Source organism: Streptomyces sp. NPDC057010 (assembly GCF_042673805.1).
GTDB lineage: Bacteria > Actinomycetota > Actinomycetes > Streptomycetales > Streptomycetaceae > Streptomyces.
Map to the genome: position 1 here is coordinate 53589 of NZ_JBHUSC010000006.1, position 16327 is coordinate 69915.

Annotated in this window: 15 protein-coding genes; 11 read left to right on the top strand and 4 right to left on the bottom strand. The window is 73.0% G+C overall.

All coding sequences use genetic code 11. The features are described from left to right. Window positions 1–137: 137 nt before the first annotated feature. A complete protein-coding gene (locus ACFTXQ_RS09360; RefSeq protein WP_382637549.1) occupies window positions 138–2480 on the bottom strand; it encodes a bifunctional SulP family inorganic anion transporter/carbonic anhydrase in 2343 nt (780 codons plus the stop codon). A 235-nt stretch (window positions 2481–2715) separates the two neighbouring features. Between ACFTXQ_RS09360 and ACFTXQ_RS09365 the strand changes: the two genes are divergently transcribed. Then, complete coding sequence (locus ACFTXQ_RS09365; RefSeq protein ID WP_382637552.1) at window positions 2716–4020, top strand: hypothetical protein; 1305 nt, start codon at window positions 2716–2718, stop codon at window positions 4018–4020. Here the strand turns inward: ACFTXQ_RS09365 and ACFTXQ_RS09370 are convergent. Then, a complete protein-coding gene (locus ACFTXQ_RS09370) occupies window positions 3974–5014 on the bottom strand; it encodes an ATP-binding protein (protein ID WP_382637555.1) in 1041 nt (346 codons plus the stop codon). The two genes, ACFTXQ_RS09365 and ACFTXQ_RS09370, sit on opposite strands and share 47 nt — an antisense overlap. A 109-nt stretch (window positions 5015–5123) precedes the next feature. Between ACFTXQ_RS09370 and ACFTXQ_RS09375 the strand changes: the two genes are divergently transcribed. Beyond that, window positions 5124–5945, top strand: coding sequence for an oxidoreductase (locus ACFTXQ_RS09375; protein ID WP_382637558.1), 822 nt, complete (start codon window positions 5124–5126; stop codon window positions 5943–5945). Between the two features lie 382 nt (window positions 5946–6327). Here ACFTXQ_RS09375 and ACFTXQ_RS09380 read toward each other — a convergent pair whose 3' ends face one another. After that, window positions 6328–7203: an HAD family hydrolase gene (locus ACFTXQ_RS09380; protein ID WP_382637560.1), complete on the bottom strand. Its 876-nt coding sequence runs from the start codon at window positions 7201–7203 to the stop codon at window positions 6328–6330. Window positions 7204–7656: 453 nt separating this feature from the next. Between ACFTXQ_RS09380 and ssd the strand changes: the two genes are divergently transcribed. Genes ssd through ACFTXQ_RS09415 form a run of 7 tightly spaced genes read left to right on the top strand, consistent with a single transcriptional unit; the run spans window position 7657 to window position 12636 of the window. After that, on the top strand, window positions 7657–8814 hold the full coding sequence (gene ssd, locus ACFTXQ_RS09385) for a septum site-determining protein Ssd (protein WP_382637563.1): 1158 nt from the start codon (window positions 7657–7659) through the stop codon (window positions 8812–8814). Beyond that, window positions 8811–9959, top strand: a complete 1149-nt coding sequence (locus ACFTXQ_RS09390; protein ID WP_382637566.1) for a TadA family conjugal transfer-associated ATPase — start codon at window positions 8811–8813, stop codon at window positions 9957–9959. Before ssd ends, ACFTXQ_RS09390 begins: the two co-directional genes overlap by 4 nt. Further along, window positions 9956–10840 (top strand): type II secretion system F family protein, encoded by an 885-nt coding sequence (locus tag ACFTXQ_RS09395; RefSeq protein ID WP_382637569.1) that lies wholly within the window; start codon window positions 9956–9958, stop codon window positions 10838–10840. The genes ACFTXQ_RS09390 and ACFTXQ_RS09395 overlap by 4 nt, the downstream gene beginning before the upstream one ends. After that, on the top strand, window positions 10840–11625 hold the full coding sequence (locus tag ACFTXQ_RS09400; protein WP_382637572.1) for a type II secretion system F family protein: 786 nt from the start codon (window positions 10840–10842) through the stop codon (window positions 11623–11625). The genes ACFTXQ_RS09395 and ACFTXQ_RS09400 overlap by 1 nt, the downstream gene beginning before the upstream one ends. 60 nt (window positions 11626–11685) lie before the next feature. Further along, entirely contained in the window at window positions 11686–11883 is a 198-nt protein-coding gene (locus tag ACFTXQ_RS09405) for a DUF4244 domain-containing protein (protein ID WP_382637575.1), read from the top strand. After that, on the top strand, window positions 11870–12265 hold the full coding sequence (locus ACFTXQ_RS09410; protein ID WP_382637577.1) for a TadE family type IV pilus minor pilin: 396 nt from the start codon (window positions 11870–11872) through the stop codon (window positions 12263–12265). Before ACFTXQ_RS09405 ends, ACFTXQ_RS09410 begins: the two co-directional genes overlap by 14 nt. Further along, on the top strand, window positions 12262–12636 hold the full coding sequence (locus tag ACFTXQ_RS09415) for an Rv3654c family TadE-like protein (protein WP_382637580.1): 375 nt from the start codon (window positions 12262–12264) through the stop codon (window positions 12634–12636). Before ACFTXQ_RS09410 ends, ACFTXQ_RS09415 begins: the two co-directional genes overlap by 4 nt. Window positions 12637–12649: 13 nt before the next feature. Here the strand turns inward: ACFTXQ_RS09415 and ACFTXQ_RS09420 are convergent, their stop codons facing one another. Next, window positions 12650–15130, bottom strand: a complete 2481-nt coding sequence (locus tag ACFTXQ_RS09420) for a DEAD/DEAH box helicase (RefSeq protein WP_382637583.1) — start codon at window positions 15128–15130, stop codon at window positions 12650–12652. 81 nt (window positions 15131–15211) lie between these two features. On the opposite strand from ACFTXQ_RS09420, the gene bldG reads away from it, so the two are divergent. Beyond that, the gene (bldG, locus tag ACFTXQ_RS09425) at window positions 15212–15553 is read left to right on the top strand and encodes an anti-sigma factor antagonist BldG (protein WP_008743037.1); all 342 of its coding nucleotides are present in this window, start codon (window positions 15212–15214) and stop codon (window positions 15551–15553) included. A gap of 101 nt (window positions 15554–15654) precedes the next feature. Beyond that, window positions 15655–16095, top strand: a complete 441-nt coding sequence (locus tag ACFTXQ_RS09430; protein ID WP_382637586.1) for an ATP-binding protein — start codon at window positions 15655–15657, stop codon at window positions 16093–16095. Window positions 16096–16327: the final 232 nt, after the last annotated feature.

Sequence of the window (16327 nt, forward strand, 5' to 3'; positions counted from 1 at the left end):
GGGTAGCCGAGAATTGGTTTAGACCTATAACACGGCCGGGTCCGGGCGCGAAAGGCCCCTTCCCGCTGCAGGGTGCGGGAAGGGGCCAAAACGATTGCACGGATGGGTGAGGCTATCGGTTCAGGCGCGCTGTGGTTTCAGGCGTTCTGTCCGACGGCTTCGGCGGTTCCCACCGCTCCCGCGGCTCCCACGGTGTCGAAGACCCGGCAGTCGAAGAAGTCCTCGCCTTCGGAGAGCAGGTACGCCTGCGCCTCGCCCACGTGGAAGTACATCCCGTGCAGCTCCAGCGTGCCCTCGGCGAGCCGCCTGGCCACCGATTCGTGGGCCCGCAGGTGCTCCAGCTGCTGGACCACATTGGTCAGGCACAGCTGCTCCACCGCGTCCGCCGGGAGCCGCCCCGAGATCCGGGCCCAGGCGTGGTGGCGGCTGGCCATCCGCTCCAGGCTGGGCAGCCCGTGCCGCAGCCAGCGGTGCAGCGGGGTCGTCGGGGCCCCGGGCGCGGAGTTGAGCAGGGCCTGCATGGCCCCGCAGCCCGAGTGACCGCACACCGTGATGCTGTCCACCTTGAGCACGTCCACCGCGTACTCGATGGCCGCCGCGACCGAGTCGTCGTTGGACTCGGCGCCCGGCAGGGGGACGAGGTTGCCGACGTTGCGGACGGTGAACAGGTCGCCAGGCCCGCTGGCCGTGATCATGCTGGTCACCAGGCGGGAGTCGGCGCAGGTGAGGAAGAGCTGGGAGGGCCGCTGCCCCTCGCGCGCCAGCCGGGCCAGCTCGTCCCGGACGTGGGGCGCGGTATCGCGCTGGAAGGCGCTGATCCCGTTGGCCAGTTGGCCGGCGCCGCGCCGCCGGGGGGCCGCCGTCGCTCCGGCGGCCGCGGTCGTGGCCGTACGGGTCCCCGTGGCCTGGTGGTCGCAGTGGTTCTGCCACGGAGTCCAGGGGCGGCAGCACTGGTGGCCTGCGCGCTGGGGCGTGCGCCGCGACCGGTCGGCCTCGGAGATCGGGCCCGGCGACCCGGAGCGGCCGGTGACCTCCGCCGAACCCCCGTGCGCCAGATGGGATTCCTGCCAGTCCTTCAAGGTCTCGTAGGCCGCGTGGTCCATGAACGAGCCGTCCAGCTCGATCACGGCGCGCGCCTCGTGCGGGATCTGGTTCAGCACCCGGCTCAGCCGCGGCACGGCCAGGAAGGTCAACTGCCCGCGCGCCCGGATCCGGTGGACCCCGCCGTCGAGCTCCTCCAGCGTGATCCTGGTCCGGGCCAGCCGGTGCAGGGCCAGCGCGACCGCGACGGCGATGCCGATGGCCACGCCCTCCAGGACCCCGCCGAGCACCACGGCCGCGATGGTCGTGCCGTAGACCACGATCTCGCGGTGCCGCGTGACGGTACGCAGGTGCGTGGCGCTCACCATCCGCACCCCCACCGCCATCACCAGCGCGGCCAGTGAGGCCAGCGGGATCAGGTCGAGGGCGGGGACGAGCAACCCCGCCGCGAGCAGCACCCAGAATCCGTGCAGCATGACCGACCGCCTGCTGACGGCACCGGACTTGACGTTCGCCACGCTGCGCATGGCCCCGCCCGCGACGGGCAGCCCGCCCAGCGCGCCGGAGACGATGTTCGCCGCGCCCTGCCCCCGCAGCTCCCGGTTGAGGTCGGCGCGGGGCGGGCGGTTGCCCGTACGCCGCTCGGAGACGATCAGCTTGTCGGTCGCGACGGCGGAGAGCAGGGATTCCACGCTGCCGACCAGGGTGATGGTCAGCACGGCGGCGATGATGCCGAGCACCGGGCCCTCGGGCAGTTCGGGCAGCGCGTGGCTGCGCCAGGACGGCAGGTCCACCCGGGGCAGGCTGAGGCCGGCCACGGCGGCGAGGGCGGTGGCCGTCGCCACGGCGGCCAGCGCCGCCGGCACCCTGCGCAGGGCGCGGCCCGTCCGCCCGGGCAGCTTCGGCCAGCCGAACAGGACGAGCAGCGTCAGCACGCTGACACCGAGCGCGACCGGGTGCAGATCGGCCAACTGATCGGGCAGTCCGAGGACGTTGGCGACGGCGGAGCTCTGCGGGGTGCCGCCGAGCACGATGTGCAGCTGGGCCAGCGCGATGGTCACGCCGATGCCCGCGAGCATGCCGTGCACGATCGCCGGGCTGACCATGAGCGCCGACCGGGCGGTGCGCAGGGCGGCCAGGCCGAGCTGGCAGATGCCGGCCAGCACGGTGATGGCACAGGTGGTACGCCACCCGTAGTGCTGGATCAACTCGGCGGTGACGACCGTGAGTCCGGCTGCGGGCCCGCTGACCTGGAGCGGTGCGCCGCCGAGCCGTCCGGCCACGATCCCGCCGACCGCCGCGGCGACCAGGCCCGCCTGGAGCGGGGCCCCCGTGGCGAGGGCGATGCCGAGCGAGAACGGCAGGGCGATCAGGAAGACGGCGATGGAGGCGGAGAGGTCCGCCGAGAGGTTCGTGGGTGTGGGGGAGGTGGCTGTCATAAGGTCCCGTCTCCTCGGGGGAGGGGTGAAGCGGCGGGAGTCTCAACACTCGGTAAATGGATGGTAATGGAGAGTAAAGAGGAGTGGTGGGGAATGGGGGCAAATGGACTAGGAATTAGCACTCGGGGGTGATTAAGCATTTTGTACGGCTTGTCACATCTTCCTCACGGTGAACCCCATGGGACGTTGCGGCGCGGAAGCGCTGAAACGGAACTGCGAGGGAGAGGTGGGGCGGATGATCGCCGCCACGAAGAAGATCGCCGGCGGCCTGGTCGCCACGGCGCTGGTGCTGGGAGCCGCCGGCTGCAGCTCCTCGGGTCCCGCCAAGTCCCCGGCTTCCGGGGCTCAGCGGAAGGGCGCCAACGCCCCCGAGGCCCCCGGCAGCGTCAACCGGCTCATCGGTGACGGCTCGACCGCGTACACCGGTGCGCAGCCGCACGTGCAGAAGGCGGAGAAGCTGAAGCCCGGTGAGAAGCCGCCGCAGTTCGTGGTGTTCTCGTGGGACGGCGCCGGCGAGGACAGCCAGAAGCTCTTCTCGCACTTCCGCGAGGTCGGCAAGCAGTACAACGCCCGGATGACGTACTTCCTCAGCGGCGTCTACATGCTCCCGGAGGAGAAGAGCTCCCTCTACACCGCTCCCCAGCACTCACCCGGCCGTTCCGACATCGGCTTCGGCGACCTCCAGGGCATCAAGGACACCGCCACGCAGGTCCGCGAGGCGTGGCTGGAGGGCAACGAGATCGGCACCCACTTCAACGGCCACTTCTGCGGTCCCGACGGCGGCGTCGGCACCTGGTCGGTCGAGGAGTGGAAGAGCGAGATCAACCAGGCCAAGTCCTTCGTCAAGAACTGGAAGACGAACGCGGGCCTGAAGAGCATGCCGGCGCTCCCCTTCGACTACGACAAGGAGCTGATCGGGGCCCGCACGCCGTGCCTGGAGGGCCAGAAGAACTTCATGCTGGCGGCGAAGGACATGGGCTTCCGCTACGACTCCAGCGGCATCAGCAAGCAGATCTGGCCCAAGAAGACGGACGGCCTCTGGGACCTGCCGCTGCAACTGGTCCCGATGCCGGGGCGCGGCTTCGACACCCTGAGCATGGACTACAACTACATGGTCAACCAGTCCGGGACGACCTCGCAGGGCGACCCCTCGCAGCACCAGTACTGGGGCGACCAGATGCGCGACGGCCTGAGCCAGGCCTTCGACCGGGCCTACGAGGGCAACCGCGCGCCGCTGATCATCGGCAACCACTTCGAGTCCTGGAACGGCGGCACCTACATGCGCGCCGTCGAGGAGTCCATCAAGGGCATGTGCACGCGGAAGGAGGTCCGTTGCGTGCCGTTCCGCGAGCTGGCGGACTGGCTGGACGCGCAGGACCCCAAGACCCTGGAGTGGATGCGCACCCTCGACGTCGGCGAGGCGCCGAAGCAGGGCTGGACGAAGTTCCTGACCGCGGGGCCGCCGCCCGCGCCGCCGGCGGCCCCCGCCGCCGTCACGCCGGCTGCGGAGCCGGCTGAGGGGGCTGCGGACGAGGGCTGACGAGGCCCTCTGCCCCGCCGGGCGCCCCGGCACCCTCACGCAGGACGAAATCGGGGTCGACCTGGTCCGCCAGGTCGACCCCGGTCTTGGCGTTGCCCCAGCTCTCCGCGTTCTTGAGGTGGAAGCGCACCATCTGCTCGGTGTACCGCTCCCAGTCGCGGTGCGCGTACGAGTCGTCGGCCGCGTCCTGGAGGGACTGGAGGGCGAGCCGGTTGGTCGCCTCCAGCAGCTCGAAGGCGGCCGGCCGGCCCTTCTCCATCGCCCGCACCCAGTCGGAGTGCCCGACGGTGACCAGCAGGTCCTCGCCCACCTCGTCCTGGAGGAACTCGATGTCGTCCGGGCCCTGCACCTTGTTCCCGATGACCTTGAGCGAGACGCCGAAGTCCCGCGCGTACTCCTTGTACTGGCGGTAGACGGAGACGCCCTTGCGGGTCGGCTCGGCGACCAGGAAGGTCATGTCGAAGCGGGTGAACATGCCGGAGGCGAAGGAGTCCGAACCGGCGGTCATGTCGACGACGACGTACTCGTCGGGGCCGTCGACGAGGTGGTTGAGGCAGAGCTCGACCGCCCCGACCTTCGAGTGGTAGCAGGCCACGCCCAGATCGGCCTCGGTGAACGGCCCGGTGGCCATGAGCCGTACGGGCGCCCCGTCGAGCAGGAGCGTGCGCGCGCAGGCCTCGTACACCGGATTGTCCTCGGTGACCCGCAGCAGGCGCGAGCCCCGGCCGGGCGGGGTGGTCTTGATCATCGTGTCGACGGACGCGATGCGCGGGTTGGAGCCCCGCAGGTACTCCTTGATCAGGGGCAGGTGCGCCCCCAGGGCGGGCAGTTCGGCGGCCTCGTCCTCGCCGAGTCCGAGCGCGGCGCCCAGGTGCTGGTTGATGTCGGCGTCCACCGCGACGACGGGAGCCTCATTGGCGGCGAGGTGGCGGATGAAGAGGGAGGACAGCGTGGTCTTGCCGCTGCCGCCCTTTCCCACGAAAGCGATCTTCATGTTCACCAAGCGTAGTGGACCGATCGCGGTGAGTTGTCAAGGTGAGTGAAGAAGACCACTCCAAGGAGGGGTCGGTGCTATGGGTGTGCAGTGCGTAGGCTCCCTACTTATGAGTAGCGCTTCTGACCCGTTGGCCGCCCTGGCCGGGCTGCCGGGTGTCGCCGAGTCCGTGGATTCCGTACGCAAGGCAGTGGACCGGGTCTACGGGCACCGGGTGATGCGCCGTCGCAGTGGCGAGATCACCTCGGAGGCCGCGCTGCGCGGCGCCCGTGCCAGCGCGGCGCTGTCCGGTGCGGACTGGGCGCTGGAGGAGGTGCGCCGCCGGACGGACTTCGGGTCGGAGCCCGAGGCGCTGACGGTGGGCGCTGCGCTCCGCCTCACCGCGGAGGCCGGGCAGCTGCTGAGCATCTGGCGCCAGTCGCCGCTCCGGGTCCTGGCGCGGCTCCACCTGGTCGCGGCGGGTTCGACGGCGGCCGGGGACGTGGTGGGCCGGCCGCGGCTGGCGGGCGAGCCGGTGGACGAGCCGCTGGTGGAGCTGGAGCTGCCGAGTGCGGAGGAGGTCGCCGGGCGGCTGGACGGGCTCTCCCGCCTGATCATCGCGGGCGGCTCCGCCCCGGCGCTGGTCACGGCGGCGGTCGTGCACGGCGAACTGCTGGCCCTGCGGCCCTTCGCCACGTACAACGGGCTGGTCGCGCGGGCCGCCGAGCGGATCGTCCTGATCAACAGCGGTCTGGACCCGAAGGCGATCTGCCCGGCGGAGGTCGGCCACGCCGAGCAGGGGCGCGAGGCGTACCTGGCCGCGTTCGAGGGCTACGTCTCCGGTACCGCGGAGGGGATGGCCGCCTGGATCGCCCACTGCGGGCGGGCGATCGAGCTGGGCGTGCGCGAGTCGACGGCCGTCTGCGAGGCGCTTCAGCGCGGCGCGGCCTGAGGTTCGCGCGTGGTGTCCGGGGTTTTTCGCCCGGACATGGGTTGCGGCGACACCGTACTGCTTTGGTGTCGCCGCTGGCATTTACGCCCAGTTACCAAGCGTCCTCGATGGTTGCCCATCAGGTCGGGAACTTTGCCCGTCACCTGGTGCGGCTGGCCCGTAATCGACGGGTCGACGTCGCGTGGGTGCTCGGCGTTCATGCTTCGGTCCGTGGGCCTTACTGCGTTTTAAAGATGATCCTCTCGGATGTTCTTTGGTCTCGCGGGCCGTTGCTTTATTTGTACTCCGCTTGGGAGCCATGCGAAACCCCTGGCTCCACTTTTTACTTTCCAGGGCAAGATCGGGCGAACTGGACGGCCCGTATCGGTGCAGGTCAGGACAATCACGCGGACGCGGCGGCGGCCAGCGCGTTGGCCCGGCGCCGGCTCGCGTACCAGACCAGCCCCGCCGTGGCGGCTGCCGCCCCGACGGCCGCGGCGGCGACCAGCGCCGGCCGCGCCGGCATCGACAGCCCGGGCAGCCGCTGCTTGAGGCGCACCGGGCGGTCGAACACGAGCACCGGCCACTCCCGCGCCAGGGCCTCGCGCCGCAGTGCCCGGTCGGGGTTGACGGCGTGCGGGTGCCCGACCGCCTCCAGCATGGGGATGTCGGTGGCCGAGTCGCTGTAGGCGTAGCAGCGGGCGAGGTCGTAGCCCTCGGACTCGGCGAGCTCGCGGACGGCTTCCGCCTTCGTGGGCCCGTAGGCGTAGTACTCGATCTCCCCGGTGAAACAGCCGTCCTCGCCGACGACCATGCGCGTGGCGACGACGCGGTCGGCGCCGAGCATCTCCCCGATCGGCTCGACCACTTCCGCACCGGAGGTCGACACGATCACCACGTCGCGGCCCGCCGTGTGGTGGGCCTCGATGAGGGACGCGGCCTCGTCGTAGATGATCGGGTCGATCAGATCGTGCAGGGCTTCCGCGACGATCTCCCGCACCTGCTGTACGTTCCACCCCTTGCAGAGGGCGGAGAGGTACTCGCGCATCCGTTCCATCTGTTCGTGGTCGGCGCCACCGGCCAGGAAGATGAACTGTGTGTACGCGGTGCGCAGCACGGCGCGACGATTGATCAGTCCGCCCTGGTAGAAGGACTTGCTGAACGTCAAGGTGCTCGACTTCGCAATGACCGTCTTGTCCAGGTCGAAGAAGGCTGCGGTGCGAGGCGAGGAGTGCGGCAAGGGCTGATTTTCCACGCACTGAGCATATGCGCCCACCATTCGGCGTAAGGTGTGGCGCGTGGGTTTGCCTGAGAAGGCTCTCGGGTACACCATGGAAGTCACGGATCGTTCGCGACCGTGCTAACCCGGTCTGGCTCCTCCCCCCCCGAGTCGGACCGTGGGGACGACCCCCGCTCTCCCCCCCGGCGGGGGTCGTCGCATGTCCGGACGCGGTTTGCGTCCCTGCCTTCGGCCCCAAGTGACCATCCCTCCGGCCCTCCTGTGTCTACGGGGCCGGCGCGGCGAAGGCCCTCACCCTCTCAGACTCGTAACGGTGCGTAGTGGTTCCACCGCGCTCCGGAACTCACCTGAGAGAGTGACCGGGTTATTCACAATCGACGCGGTGTCCACAGTTTTCGAGCAAGATCCACTTCTTTTTCCTGATCGCTGCACGGTGATTCCAGCCGCGAAGTCCGCGGTGCTGGATTTCGCAGTGAGAAGGGGGCGGAGATCGTGGTCCGATCGAAGTCGTGTGAAACACCCGAGTCCGTGGTGGGCGGGGCGGCGCCCGGTGGCGGGCGACCGCTGATCATCACCGAGGACCCCCTGCTGCTCGACGACCTGTTGCGGCTGTGCGCCGCCGCGGGGGCCGAGCCGCATGTGCACCACGCGGTGCCGGAGCAGAGCGGAACGGGCGGCGCAAGCGCCGAGGGCCCCGGGAGCGTCGGATGGGAGTCCGCGCCGCTGGTGCTGGTCGGGGACGACGCCGCGCTGCGGGTGCGCGGGGCGCCGCGCAGGGAGGGGGTGTTCCTCGTCGGCCGGGAGCTGGACGACCCCCTCGTGTGGCAGCGGGCCGTGGAGATCGGCGCCGAGGAGGTGCTCAGGCTGCCCGACGCCGAGAGCCGGCTCGTCGACCGCATCGCCGATGTGGTGGAAGGCGCCGGCCGGCCCGCCCTCGCCGTCGGCGTGATCGGCGGCAGCGGCGGGGCCGGGGCCTCCACCCTCGCCTGCGCGCTCGCCCTCGGGGCCGCCCGCGCCGGAGAGCGGACCATCCTCATCGACGGGGACCCGCTGGGCGGGGGCATGGACGTCCTGCTCGGCGGCGAGGCCGCGGAAGGACTGCGCTGGCCCGACTTCGCGGCCTCGCGCGGCCGGGTCGGAGCCGGAGCGCTGGAGGAGTCCCTGCCCGAGCTGCACGCCCTGAGGGTCCTCAGCTGGGACCGCGGGGACCGGGTGGTGGTGCCGCCCGAGGCGATGCGCTCGGTGGTGGCAGCCGCCCGCCGCCGGGGCGGGGTCGTGGTGGTCGACCTCCCGCGGCGGGTGGACGAAGCCGTGGCCGAGGTGCTGGCCCAGCTCGACCTGGTGCTGATGGTGGTCCCGGGCGAGCTGCGGGCGGTGGCCGCCGCGGGCCGGGTGGCCGCCGGCGTACGGATGGTGGCCCGGGACGTGCGTGTCGTCGTACGGGGCCGCTGCCCCGGCGGTCTCGACGCCGAGGCCGTCGCCGGGCTGCTGGGGGCGCCGCTGGCCGGCGAGGTGCCGGTCGAGGTGGGGCTCCCCGGGCGGGTGTGCGAGGGGGAACCGCCGGGGGCGCAGGGGCGGGGCGCGCTGGCCCGGTTCTGCGACGGCTTCTGGCAGCGGGTGCTCGGCTCCGCCCAGGGGGTGACGGCATGAGCGCGGTACTGCTGGATGCGGTGCGCCGGCGGCTCGCCGAGACCGGGGCGGAACCGACCCCGGCGCGGGTGGCGGCGGCCCTGCGGGCCCAGGGCCGGCTGCTCGGCGATGCGGAAGTGCTGGGTGTGGCCGCCGAGTTACGGTCCGAGCTGGTCGGGGCTGGCCCGTTGGAGGCGCTGCTCGCCGACCCCGAGGTCACCGATGTGCTCGTGGCGGCCCCCGACCGGGTGTGGGTGGACCGGGGCGGCGGGCTGGAGCTGACCGGCGTGACCTTCGCCGACGCCGATGCCGTGCGCAGGCTCGCCCAGCGCCTCGCCGCCGTCGCGGGACGGCGGTTGGACGACGCCCGGCCCTGGGTGGACGCCCGGATGCCGGACGGCACCCGGCTGCACGCCGTACTGCCCCCGGTGGCGGTCGGGACGGCCTGCCTCTCGCTGCGGGTGGTGCGGCCGCGGGCGTTCACGCTGGAGGAACTGGTCGCGGCCGGGACCCTGCCGCCCGGCGGGCACCGGCTGCTCCGGGAGATGGTCGAGGCCCGGCTGTCGTTCCTCGTCTCCGGCGGGACCGGCACCGGCAAGACCACCCTGCTCAGCGCCTTGTTGGGGCTGGTGGGCCCCGGCGAGCGGATCGTGCTCGCCGAGGATTCGGCCGAGCTGCGCCCGGACCATCCGCACGTGGTGCGGCTGGAGACGCGCCCGGCCAACCAGGAGGGGGCGGGCCTGGTCACGCTGGCGGACCTGGTCCGGCAGGCCTTGCGGATGCGGCCCGACCGGCTGGTGGTCGGCGAGGTCCGCGGCCCCGAGGTGGCCGACCTGCTCGCGGCCCTCAACACGGGACACGAAGGCGGCTGTGGGACGGTCCACGCGAATGCCGCCGCCCATGTTCCGGCCCGCCTGGAGGCGCTGGGGACGGCCGCCGGGCTCGACCGGGCCGCCTTGCACAGCCAGTTGGCGGCCGCGCTGAACCTGGTCGTCCACCTGATCCGGGACCGGGAAGGGCGGCGCCGGGTGGCCGAGGTGCACGTGCTGGAGCGGGACGCCGCCGGGCTGGTGGTCACCGTACCGGCGCTGCGGTGGGCCGCGCGGGGCTTCGTACGGGAGCGCGGCTGGGAGCGGCTGCGCCCGCTGCTGCGAGGTATCCGGTGAGCGCCGGGGCGGTGCTGCCGGTACCGGTGTTCGCCGGGGTGCTGTGCGCCGGGGCGGCCGCCTGGGTGCTGGCCGGGGGCGACCGGGTCTCCCGGCGGGCCCGGGTGCTGGTGGCCGGGGGCGGGCCGGTGGTCCCGGGCGGGCCGGTGCGCCTGGAGCGGCTGCTGGCCGGCGTACGGATGCGGGCGGCGCGGTGGCGCGAGTGGGCCTGCCTCGGGGCCGGGCTCCTGGTCGCCGTGCTGGGCGGATCGGTGGTCCCGCTGGTGGCGGGGGCGGCCGCCGTGCCCCTGGTGCGGCGGTGGCTGCGGACCCGGGCGCGGGAGCGGGCCCGGGTGGCGCGGGCCGCCGAGGTGGTGGCCCTGTGCGGGGCGGCCGTGGGGGAGTTGAGGGCGGGAGCCCAGCCGGGGCAGGCGCTGACGGCGGCCATACGGCGGACGGCCGCGGCCCCGGGCGGCCCGGGCCCGGCGGAGGCGGGGGTGCTGGCCGCCGCCGCGTTCGGCGGGGACGTGCCCGCCGCGCTGCGCCAGGCGGCTCGGGAGCCCGGCGCGGAGGGGCTGGCCGGGATGGCCGCCTGCTGGCGGGTGTCGGTGGACGGCGGCGCGGGCCTGGCCGCCGGGCTGGAGCGGCTGGAGGGCGCCCTGCGGGCCGAGCGGGACCGCCAGGAGTCCCTGAGGGCCCAGTTGGCGGGAGCCCGGTCCACGGCCGTGGTGCTCGCCCTGCTGCCCCTGGTGGGCCTGCTGATCGGCACCGGACTGGGGGCGGATCCGCTGCGGGTGCTGCTGCACACCCCGATGGGGTGGGGGTGTCTGCTCGCGGGCGGCGTGCTGGAGGCGCTGGGACTGGTGTGGTGCCGGCGGATCGTACGGGCGGGGGAGCGGTGATGGGCGGCTTCGGGGGCTTCGATGTCCACAGGCTGGGGATGGTGCTGTGCCTGGCGGTGGCGGCGCTGTGGGCGGGGTCGGCGGTCGTGGCGCGGGTCCGGGCGCGGGCGGCCCGGCGCCGGTTCGCGGTCCTGCTGGGGGTGAAACCGGGTCCCAAGGGGCCGGCGCCGGGCTTCAGGGTGCGCGGCGCGGTCGCGGCCTGGGCGGGGCCGGCGGGGGCGCTGCTGGCGGGCTGGGTGCTCGTCGGCGGGGTGACCGGGCTGGCCGCCGGCGGCCTGGCGGCGTTCGCGGTCCGCCGGTGGGGGTCCCGGGCGCGACCGCCGGCGGGGGTGGACCCAAGGGAGGCGGAGCGTCAGCTGCCGTTCGCCGCCGACCTGTTGGCGGCCTGCCTGGCCGCCGGGGCCGGCCCGGTGGAGGCCGCGGAGGTGGTCGGGGAGTCGCTGGGCGGCCCGGTGGGCGAGCGGCTGGCGCGGGCCGGGGCGGAGTTGCGGCTCGGCGGCGAACCGGGCGCCGCGTGGGGGAGTCTGGCGGAGATACCCGGTGCCAGGGCGCTCGCGCAGTGCCTGGAACGGGCGGCCCGGACCGGGGCACCCGCGGCGGAACCGGTCTCACGGCTCGCGACGGCCCTGCGCGAGGACCGCACCCGCCGGGCGGGCTCCAGGGCGCAGCGGGCGGCGGTCCTCGTCACCGCTCCGGTGGGGCTGTGTTTCCTCCCCGCATTTCTCGCGATCGGAGTCGCCCCGGTGGTGATCGGTATGGCCTCCGGTCTCCTCTCGAACACCTGAAGTCACATCAACAACAGACGTCGACAGCACACTTCGCAAGGAAATCAACGGGAGGTTGCCATGAGGATCATCTGGTTTCGGGTACGGGCGGCGCTGGGAGCCCGCGGGAGCGATAGGGGGATGTCCACTTCGGAATACGCCATGGGCACGATCGCGGCCTGTGCATTCGCGGCCGTTCTGTACAAGGTGGTGACGAGTGAAGTGGTCGCCACGGCCCTTCAGTCGACCATCGGGAAGGCGCTCGATGTGCCGTTCTGAGGAAAGGGCCGGGCGGAGCCGGGGAATCGGGGGCCGGGGCGACCGGGGATATGTGACGGCGGAGGCCGCCCTGGTGATTCCGGCGCTGGTGCTGTTCGCGGCGCTGCTGGTGTGGGCGCTGATGGCGGCGGCCGCGCAGATCCGGTGTGTGGACGCGGCCCGGGCCGGTGCCCGGGCGGCGTCCCGGTCGGAGCCGGCGGAGGTCGCGGTGGCGGCGGCCCGGGCGGCCGCGCCCTCGGGAGCGGAGGTGCAGGTGGAGCGGGCCGGGGACCTGTGGCGGGTCCGGGTGTCGGCCCCGGCGCCGGGGCCCGGCGGGCTGCCGGTGCGGCTGGGGGCGCAGGCGGTGGCTCTGGCGGAGGACAGCGTGGGGCCGCCGCCGTGAGCCGGGACCGGGGCTCGGCCACGGTGTGGGCGGCGCTGGTGGCCACCGTGCTGGGGGCGGTGTTCGGCGGGGTGCTGTTGCTGGGCCAGGCCGTCGTGGCCCGCCACCGTGCGGCGGCGGCCGCGGACCTGGCGGCGCTCGCTGCGGCGGCGGGCTGGGCCCACGGCCCGGAGGCGGCCTGCGCCACCGCACGGCGCGTGGCGCGGGCCCAGGGCGCGGTGCTGGCCGTGTGCCGGGTCGAGGGTGAGATCGCCGAGGTCACGGCCCGTCCCGCGACGGGCCCGTTCACCCCCGGGATCCGGGCCCGCGCGGGCCCGCCCGCGGAGACGACGGGCCGGCCGGAGCCGCAGGCCCCGCCGGCCCCGCCGTGACGGGCCGGCGCTGTCAGGGCTGGTCGGGGTCGGTTCGGTCGGGGGTCGGGGATTCGGAGAGGAGGCGGGTGAGGAGGCGGATGGCGCCGCGCTTGTGGAGGGGGTCGTTGCCGTTGCCGCACTTGGGGGACTGGATGCAGGAGGGGCAGCCGGCGTCGCATTCGCAGGCCGCGATCGCGTCGCGGGTGGCCGTCAGCCAGGCGCGGGCCGTGTGGAAGGCCCGCTCGGCGAATCCGGCGCCGCCGGGGTGGCCGTCGTAGACGAAGACCGTGGGGAGGAGGGTGTCGGGATGCAGCGGCACGGAGACGCCGCCGATGTCCCAGCGGTCGCAGGTGGCGAACAGCGGGAGCAGGCCGATGGAGGCGTGCTCGGCGGCGTGTAGCGCGCCGCCGAGGATCTCCGGGTTGATCCGGGCCTCGTCGAGCTGGTCCTCGGTGACCGTCCACCACACGGCCCTGGTGCGCAGGGTGCGGGGCGGCAGGTCCAGCTTGGCCTCGCCCAGGACCTCGCCGGTGATCAGCTTGCGGCGCAGGTAGGAGACGACCTGGTTGGTGACCTCGACCGAGCCGTAGCAGAGCCGGGCCCCGCCCCAGGGGATCTCGGTTTCGGTTTCGAGGATGGAGATGGAGGTGGTGTCGCGGGCGGTGGTGGAGAAGGGCGGGTTCGCCTCCTCCACGAGGGCCGCCGCGTCCTCCAGGTCCAGGTGCTTCACGAGGTACGTGCGGCCCTGGTGGAGGTGGACGGCCCCGTCGTGGACGGCGGTGTGGGCGGCGGACTCGTCGACCGTGCCCAGCAGCCGGCCGGTCGAGGCCTCGACGATCTGCACCGGGCGGCCGCCGCCGCCCCGGATGTCGGTCAGGTCCGAGGCCCGCTCCCGGCGGGTCCAGTGCCAGGCCGTCGCTCGGCGGCGCAGCAGCTTCGCCGCTTCCAGCTGGGGGAGGAGGTCGTGGGTGGCCGGCCCGAAGAGCTTCAGGTCGGCATCGGTCAGGGGCAGCTCGGCCGCCGCCGCGCACAGGTGGGGGGCGAGGACGTACGGGTTGTCGGGGTCCAGGACGGTGGCTTCCACCGGACGGCGGAACAGCGCCTCCGGATGGTGGACGAGGTAGGTGTCCAGGGGGTCGTCGCGGGCGATCAGCACGGCCAGGGCGCCCTGGCCCGAGCGCCCGGCGCGGCCCGCCTGCTGCCACAGGGAGGCCCGGGTGCCCGGGTAGCCGGTGATCAGCACGGCGTCCAGGCCCGAGACGTCCACGCCCAGCTCCAGGGCGGTCGTGGCGGCCAGGCCCAGCAGCTCCCCGGAGTGCAGGGCCCGCTCCAGGGCCCGGCGCTCCTCGGGCAGGTAGCCGCCCCGATAGGCGGCGACACGCCGGGCCAGCGAGCGGTCCACTTCGGAGAGGCGTTCCTGGGCGATCACGGAGATCAGCTCGGCGCCGCGCCGGGAGCGGACGAAGGCGACCGTACGGACGCCCTGCACGACCAGGTCGGTCAGCAGGTCGGCGGTCTCCGCCGTGGCTGTACGGCGTACCGGCGCGCCTTTTTCGCCCCGCAGCTCGGTGAGGAGCGGCGGCTCCCAGAGGGCGAAGACCACCTCTCCGCGCGGGGAGGCGTCGTCGGTGATCTCGATCACCGGGACCCCGGTCAGCCGGGAGGCGGCCGCCGCCGGGTCGCTGGCGGTGGCGGAGGCCAGCAGGAAGACCGGCTCGGAGCCGTAGCGGGCGCACAGCCGCCGCAGCCGGCGCAGCACCTGGGCCACGTGGGAGCCGAATACCCCGCGGTAGGTGTGGCACTCGTCGATCACGACGTAGCGCAGGGCCCGCAGGAAGGAGGCCCAGCGCGGGTGGGCCGGGAGGATCCCGCGGTGCAGCATGTCGGGGTTGGTGAGGACGTAGTTGGCGTACTGGCGCACCCATTCGCGTTCCTCGACGGGCGTGTCGCCGTCGTAGACGGCCGGGCGGACCGCGTTGCCGAGCGGGGCGGCCAGCTCCCGCACGGCGCGCCGCTGGTCGGCCGCCAGGGCCTTGGTGGGGGCCAGGTAGAGGCCGGTGGCCCCCCGCCCGTTCGCGGCCTCGGCACCGTCCGCGAGGGCCGAGAGGACGGGCGCCAGGTAGGCCAGCGACTTGCCCGAGGCGGTGCCGGTGGCGACGACCACGGACTCGCCGTCCAGGGCGTGCTCGGCCGCCGCGGCCTGGTGTTCCCACGGATGGCCGATCCCGGCCGCCTGAATCGCGGCTACGACATCCGTTCGGATGCGGTCGGGCCAGACTGCATGACGGCCCGCCCGAGGGGGCAAGTGCTCCGTATGAGTGATGCGCGCAGCTCGGGAAGGCCCCCGTGACAGCCGGTCCAGGACCGTGCCGGGGGTGGGTCGGGCGTCCGCGGGTGGCGTGGGCCGACCGGGACGGTGAGTATTGGCCATTGGAACCGAGTGTGTCACCGGCGTGCGGGACAATGGTCCGAAGGCGTCGTGCGCGCCTGCCGGTAAGTGATTGAATGCCATCGCGGCAGCCAATCCCTCACCTACCTTCGGGTGGGGAGGCCCCTGGGGGGCGCCGCTCGATAGCAAGGTGCTGGAGGATCCGTGGACCTGTCCCTGTCGACTCGCACTGTCGGCGACCGTACGGTCGTGGAGGTCGGTGGCGAGATTGATGTGTATACCGCGCCCAAGCTGCGCGAGCAGTTGGTCGAGTTGGTGAACGACGGCAGCTACCACCTGGTTGTCGACATGGAGCGAGTGGACTTCCTCGACTCCACCGGACTTGGTGTGCTCGTGGGAGGCCTCAAGCGCGTCCGCGCGCACGAGGGTTCGCTGCGACTGGTGTGCAACCAGGAGCGCATCCTGAAGATCTTCCGCATCACCGGTCTGACCAAGGTGTTCCCGATCCACACCACCGTGGAAGACGCCGTCAACGCCACCGACTGACGGCTCCCTGGAGCAGGGAGCCGACGAGGAGAGCGGGGGCACCGGGCCACGGTTGGCCCGGTCCCCTGTCAAGGCACGCCCGTAGTCCGAGGGGGACGCGCATGGCCACCGTTGAACTGCGCTTCAGCGCCCAGCCCGAACACGTCCGGACGGCCCGCCTGGTCGCGGCCGCCGTGGCGCGGCGGGCCGGCGTGGACGAAGCCGTGCTCGACGAGGTCCGCCTCGCCGTGGGCGAGGCCTGTTCGCGCGCCGTCGGGCTGCACCTCAGCAACGGGCTCACCGCGCCCGTCCGGGTCGTCCTGACCGAGGAGGAGAAGGTGTTCTCCATCGAGGTCGGAGACGAGGTCCCCGGACCGGGCGGCGGCCCGGGCGACGCCGTGTCCGGCATCGACGCCGTCCTGGACCCGGACAACGAGGGCGAGGACGAGATGGGCCTCGCCGTGATCAGCGGGCTCGTCGACGACGTCGAGGTGACCAGTGGGGAATCGGGCGGGACCATCCGGATGAGCTGGCCCGTGTCGGGGAGCTCCGACCTTCCGTAGATCCACTGCGCCCCGCATTCCTTCGTATCTTCCGATCTTTATCAAGGCCCTGCTGAGCAGGGCCTTTTTCATGCCTGAACGCATTTCCTAGATCATTGATGGGGCGTCAATGGCTTTGAACCATTAGCACTTTCGGGGGTAATGGAGTGACGCGATCTATTGCTGAGGAGCAAGAGCACGCCAATTCCGTTTCCTGCGCACTGTTTTGATCAGGGCGCGCTCCCTACAATCC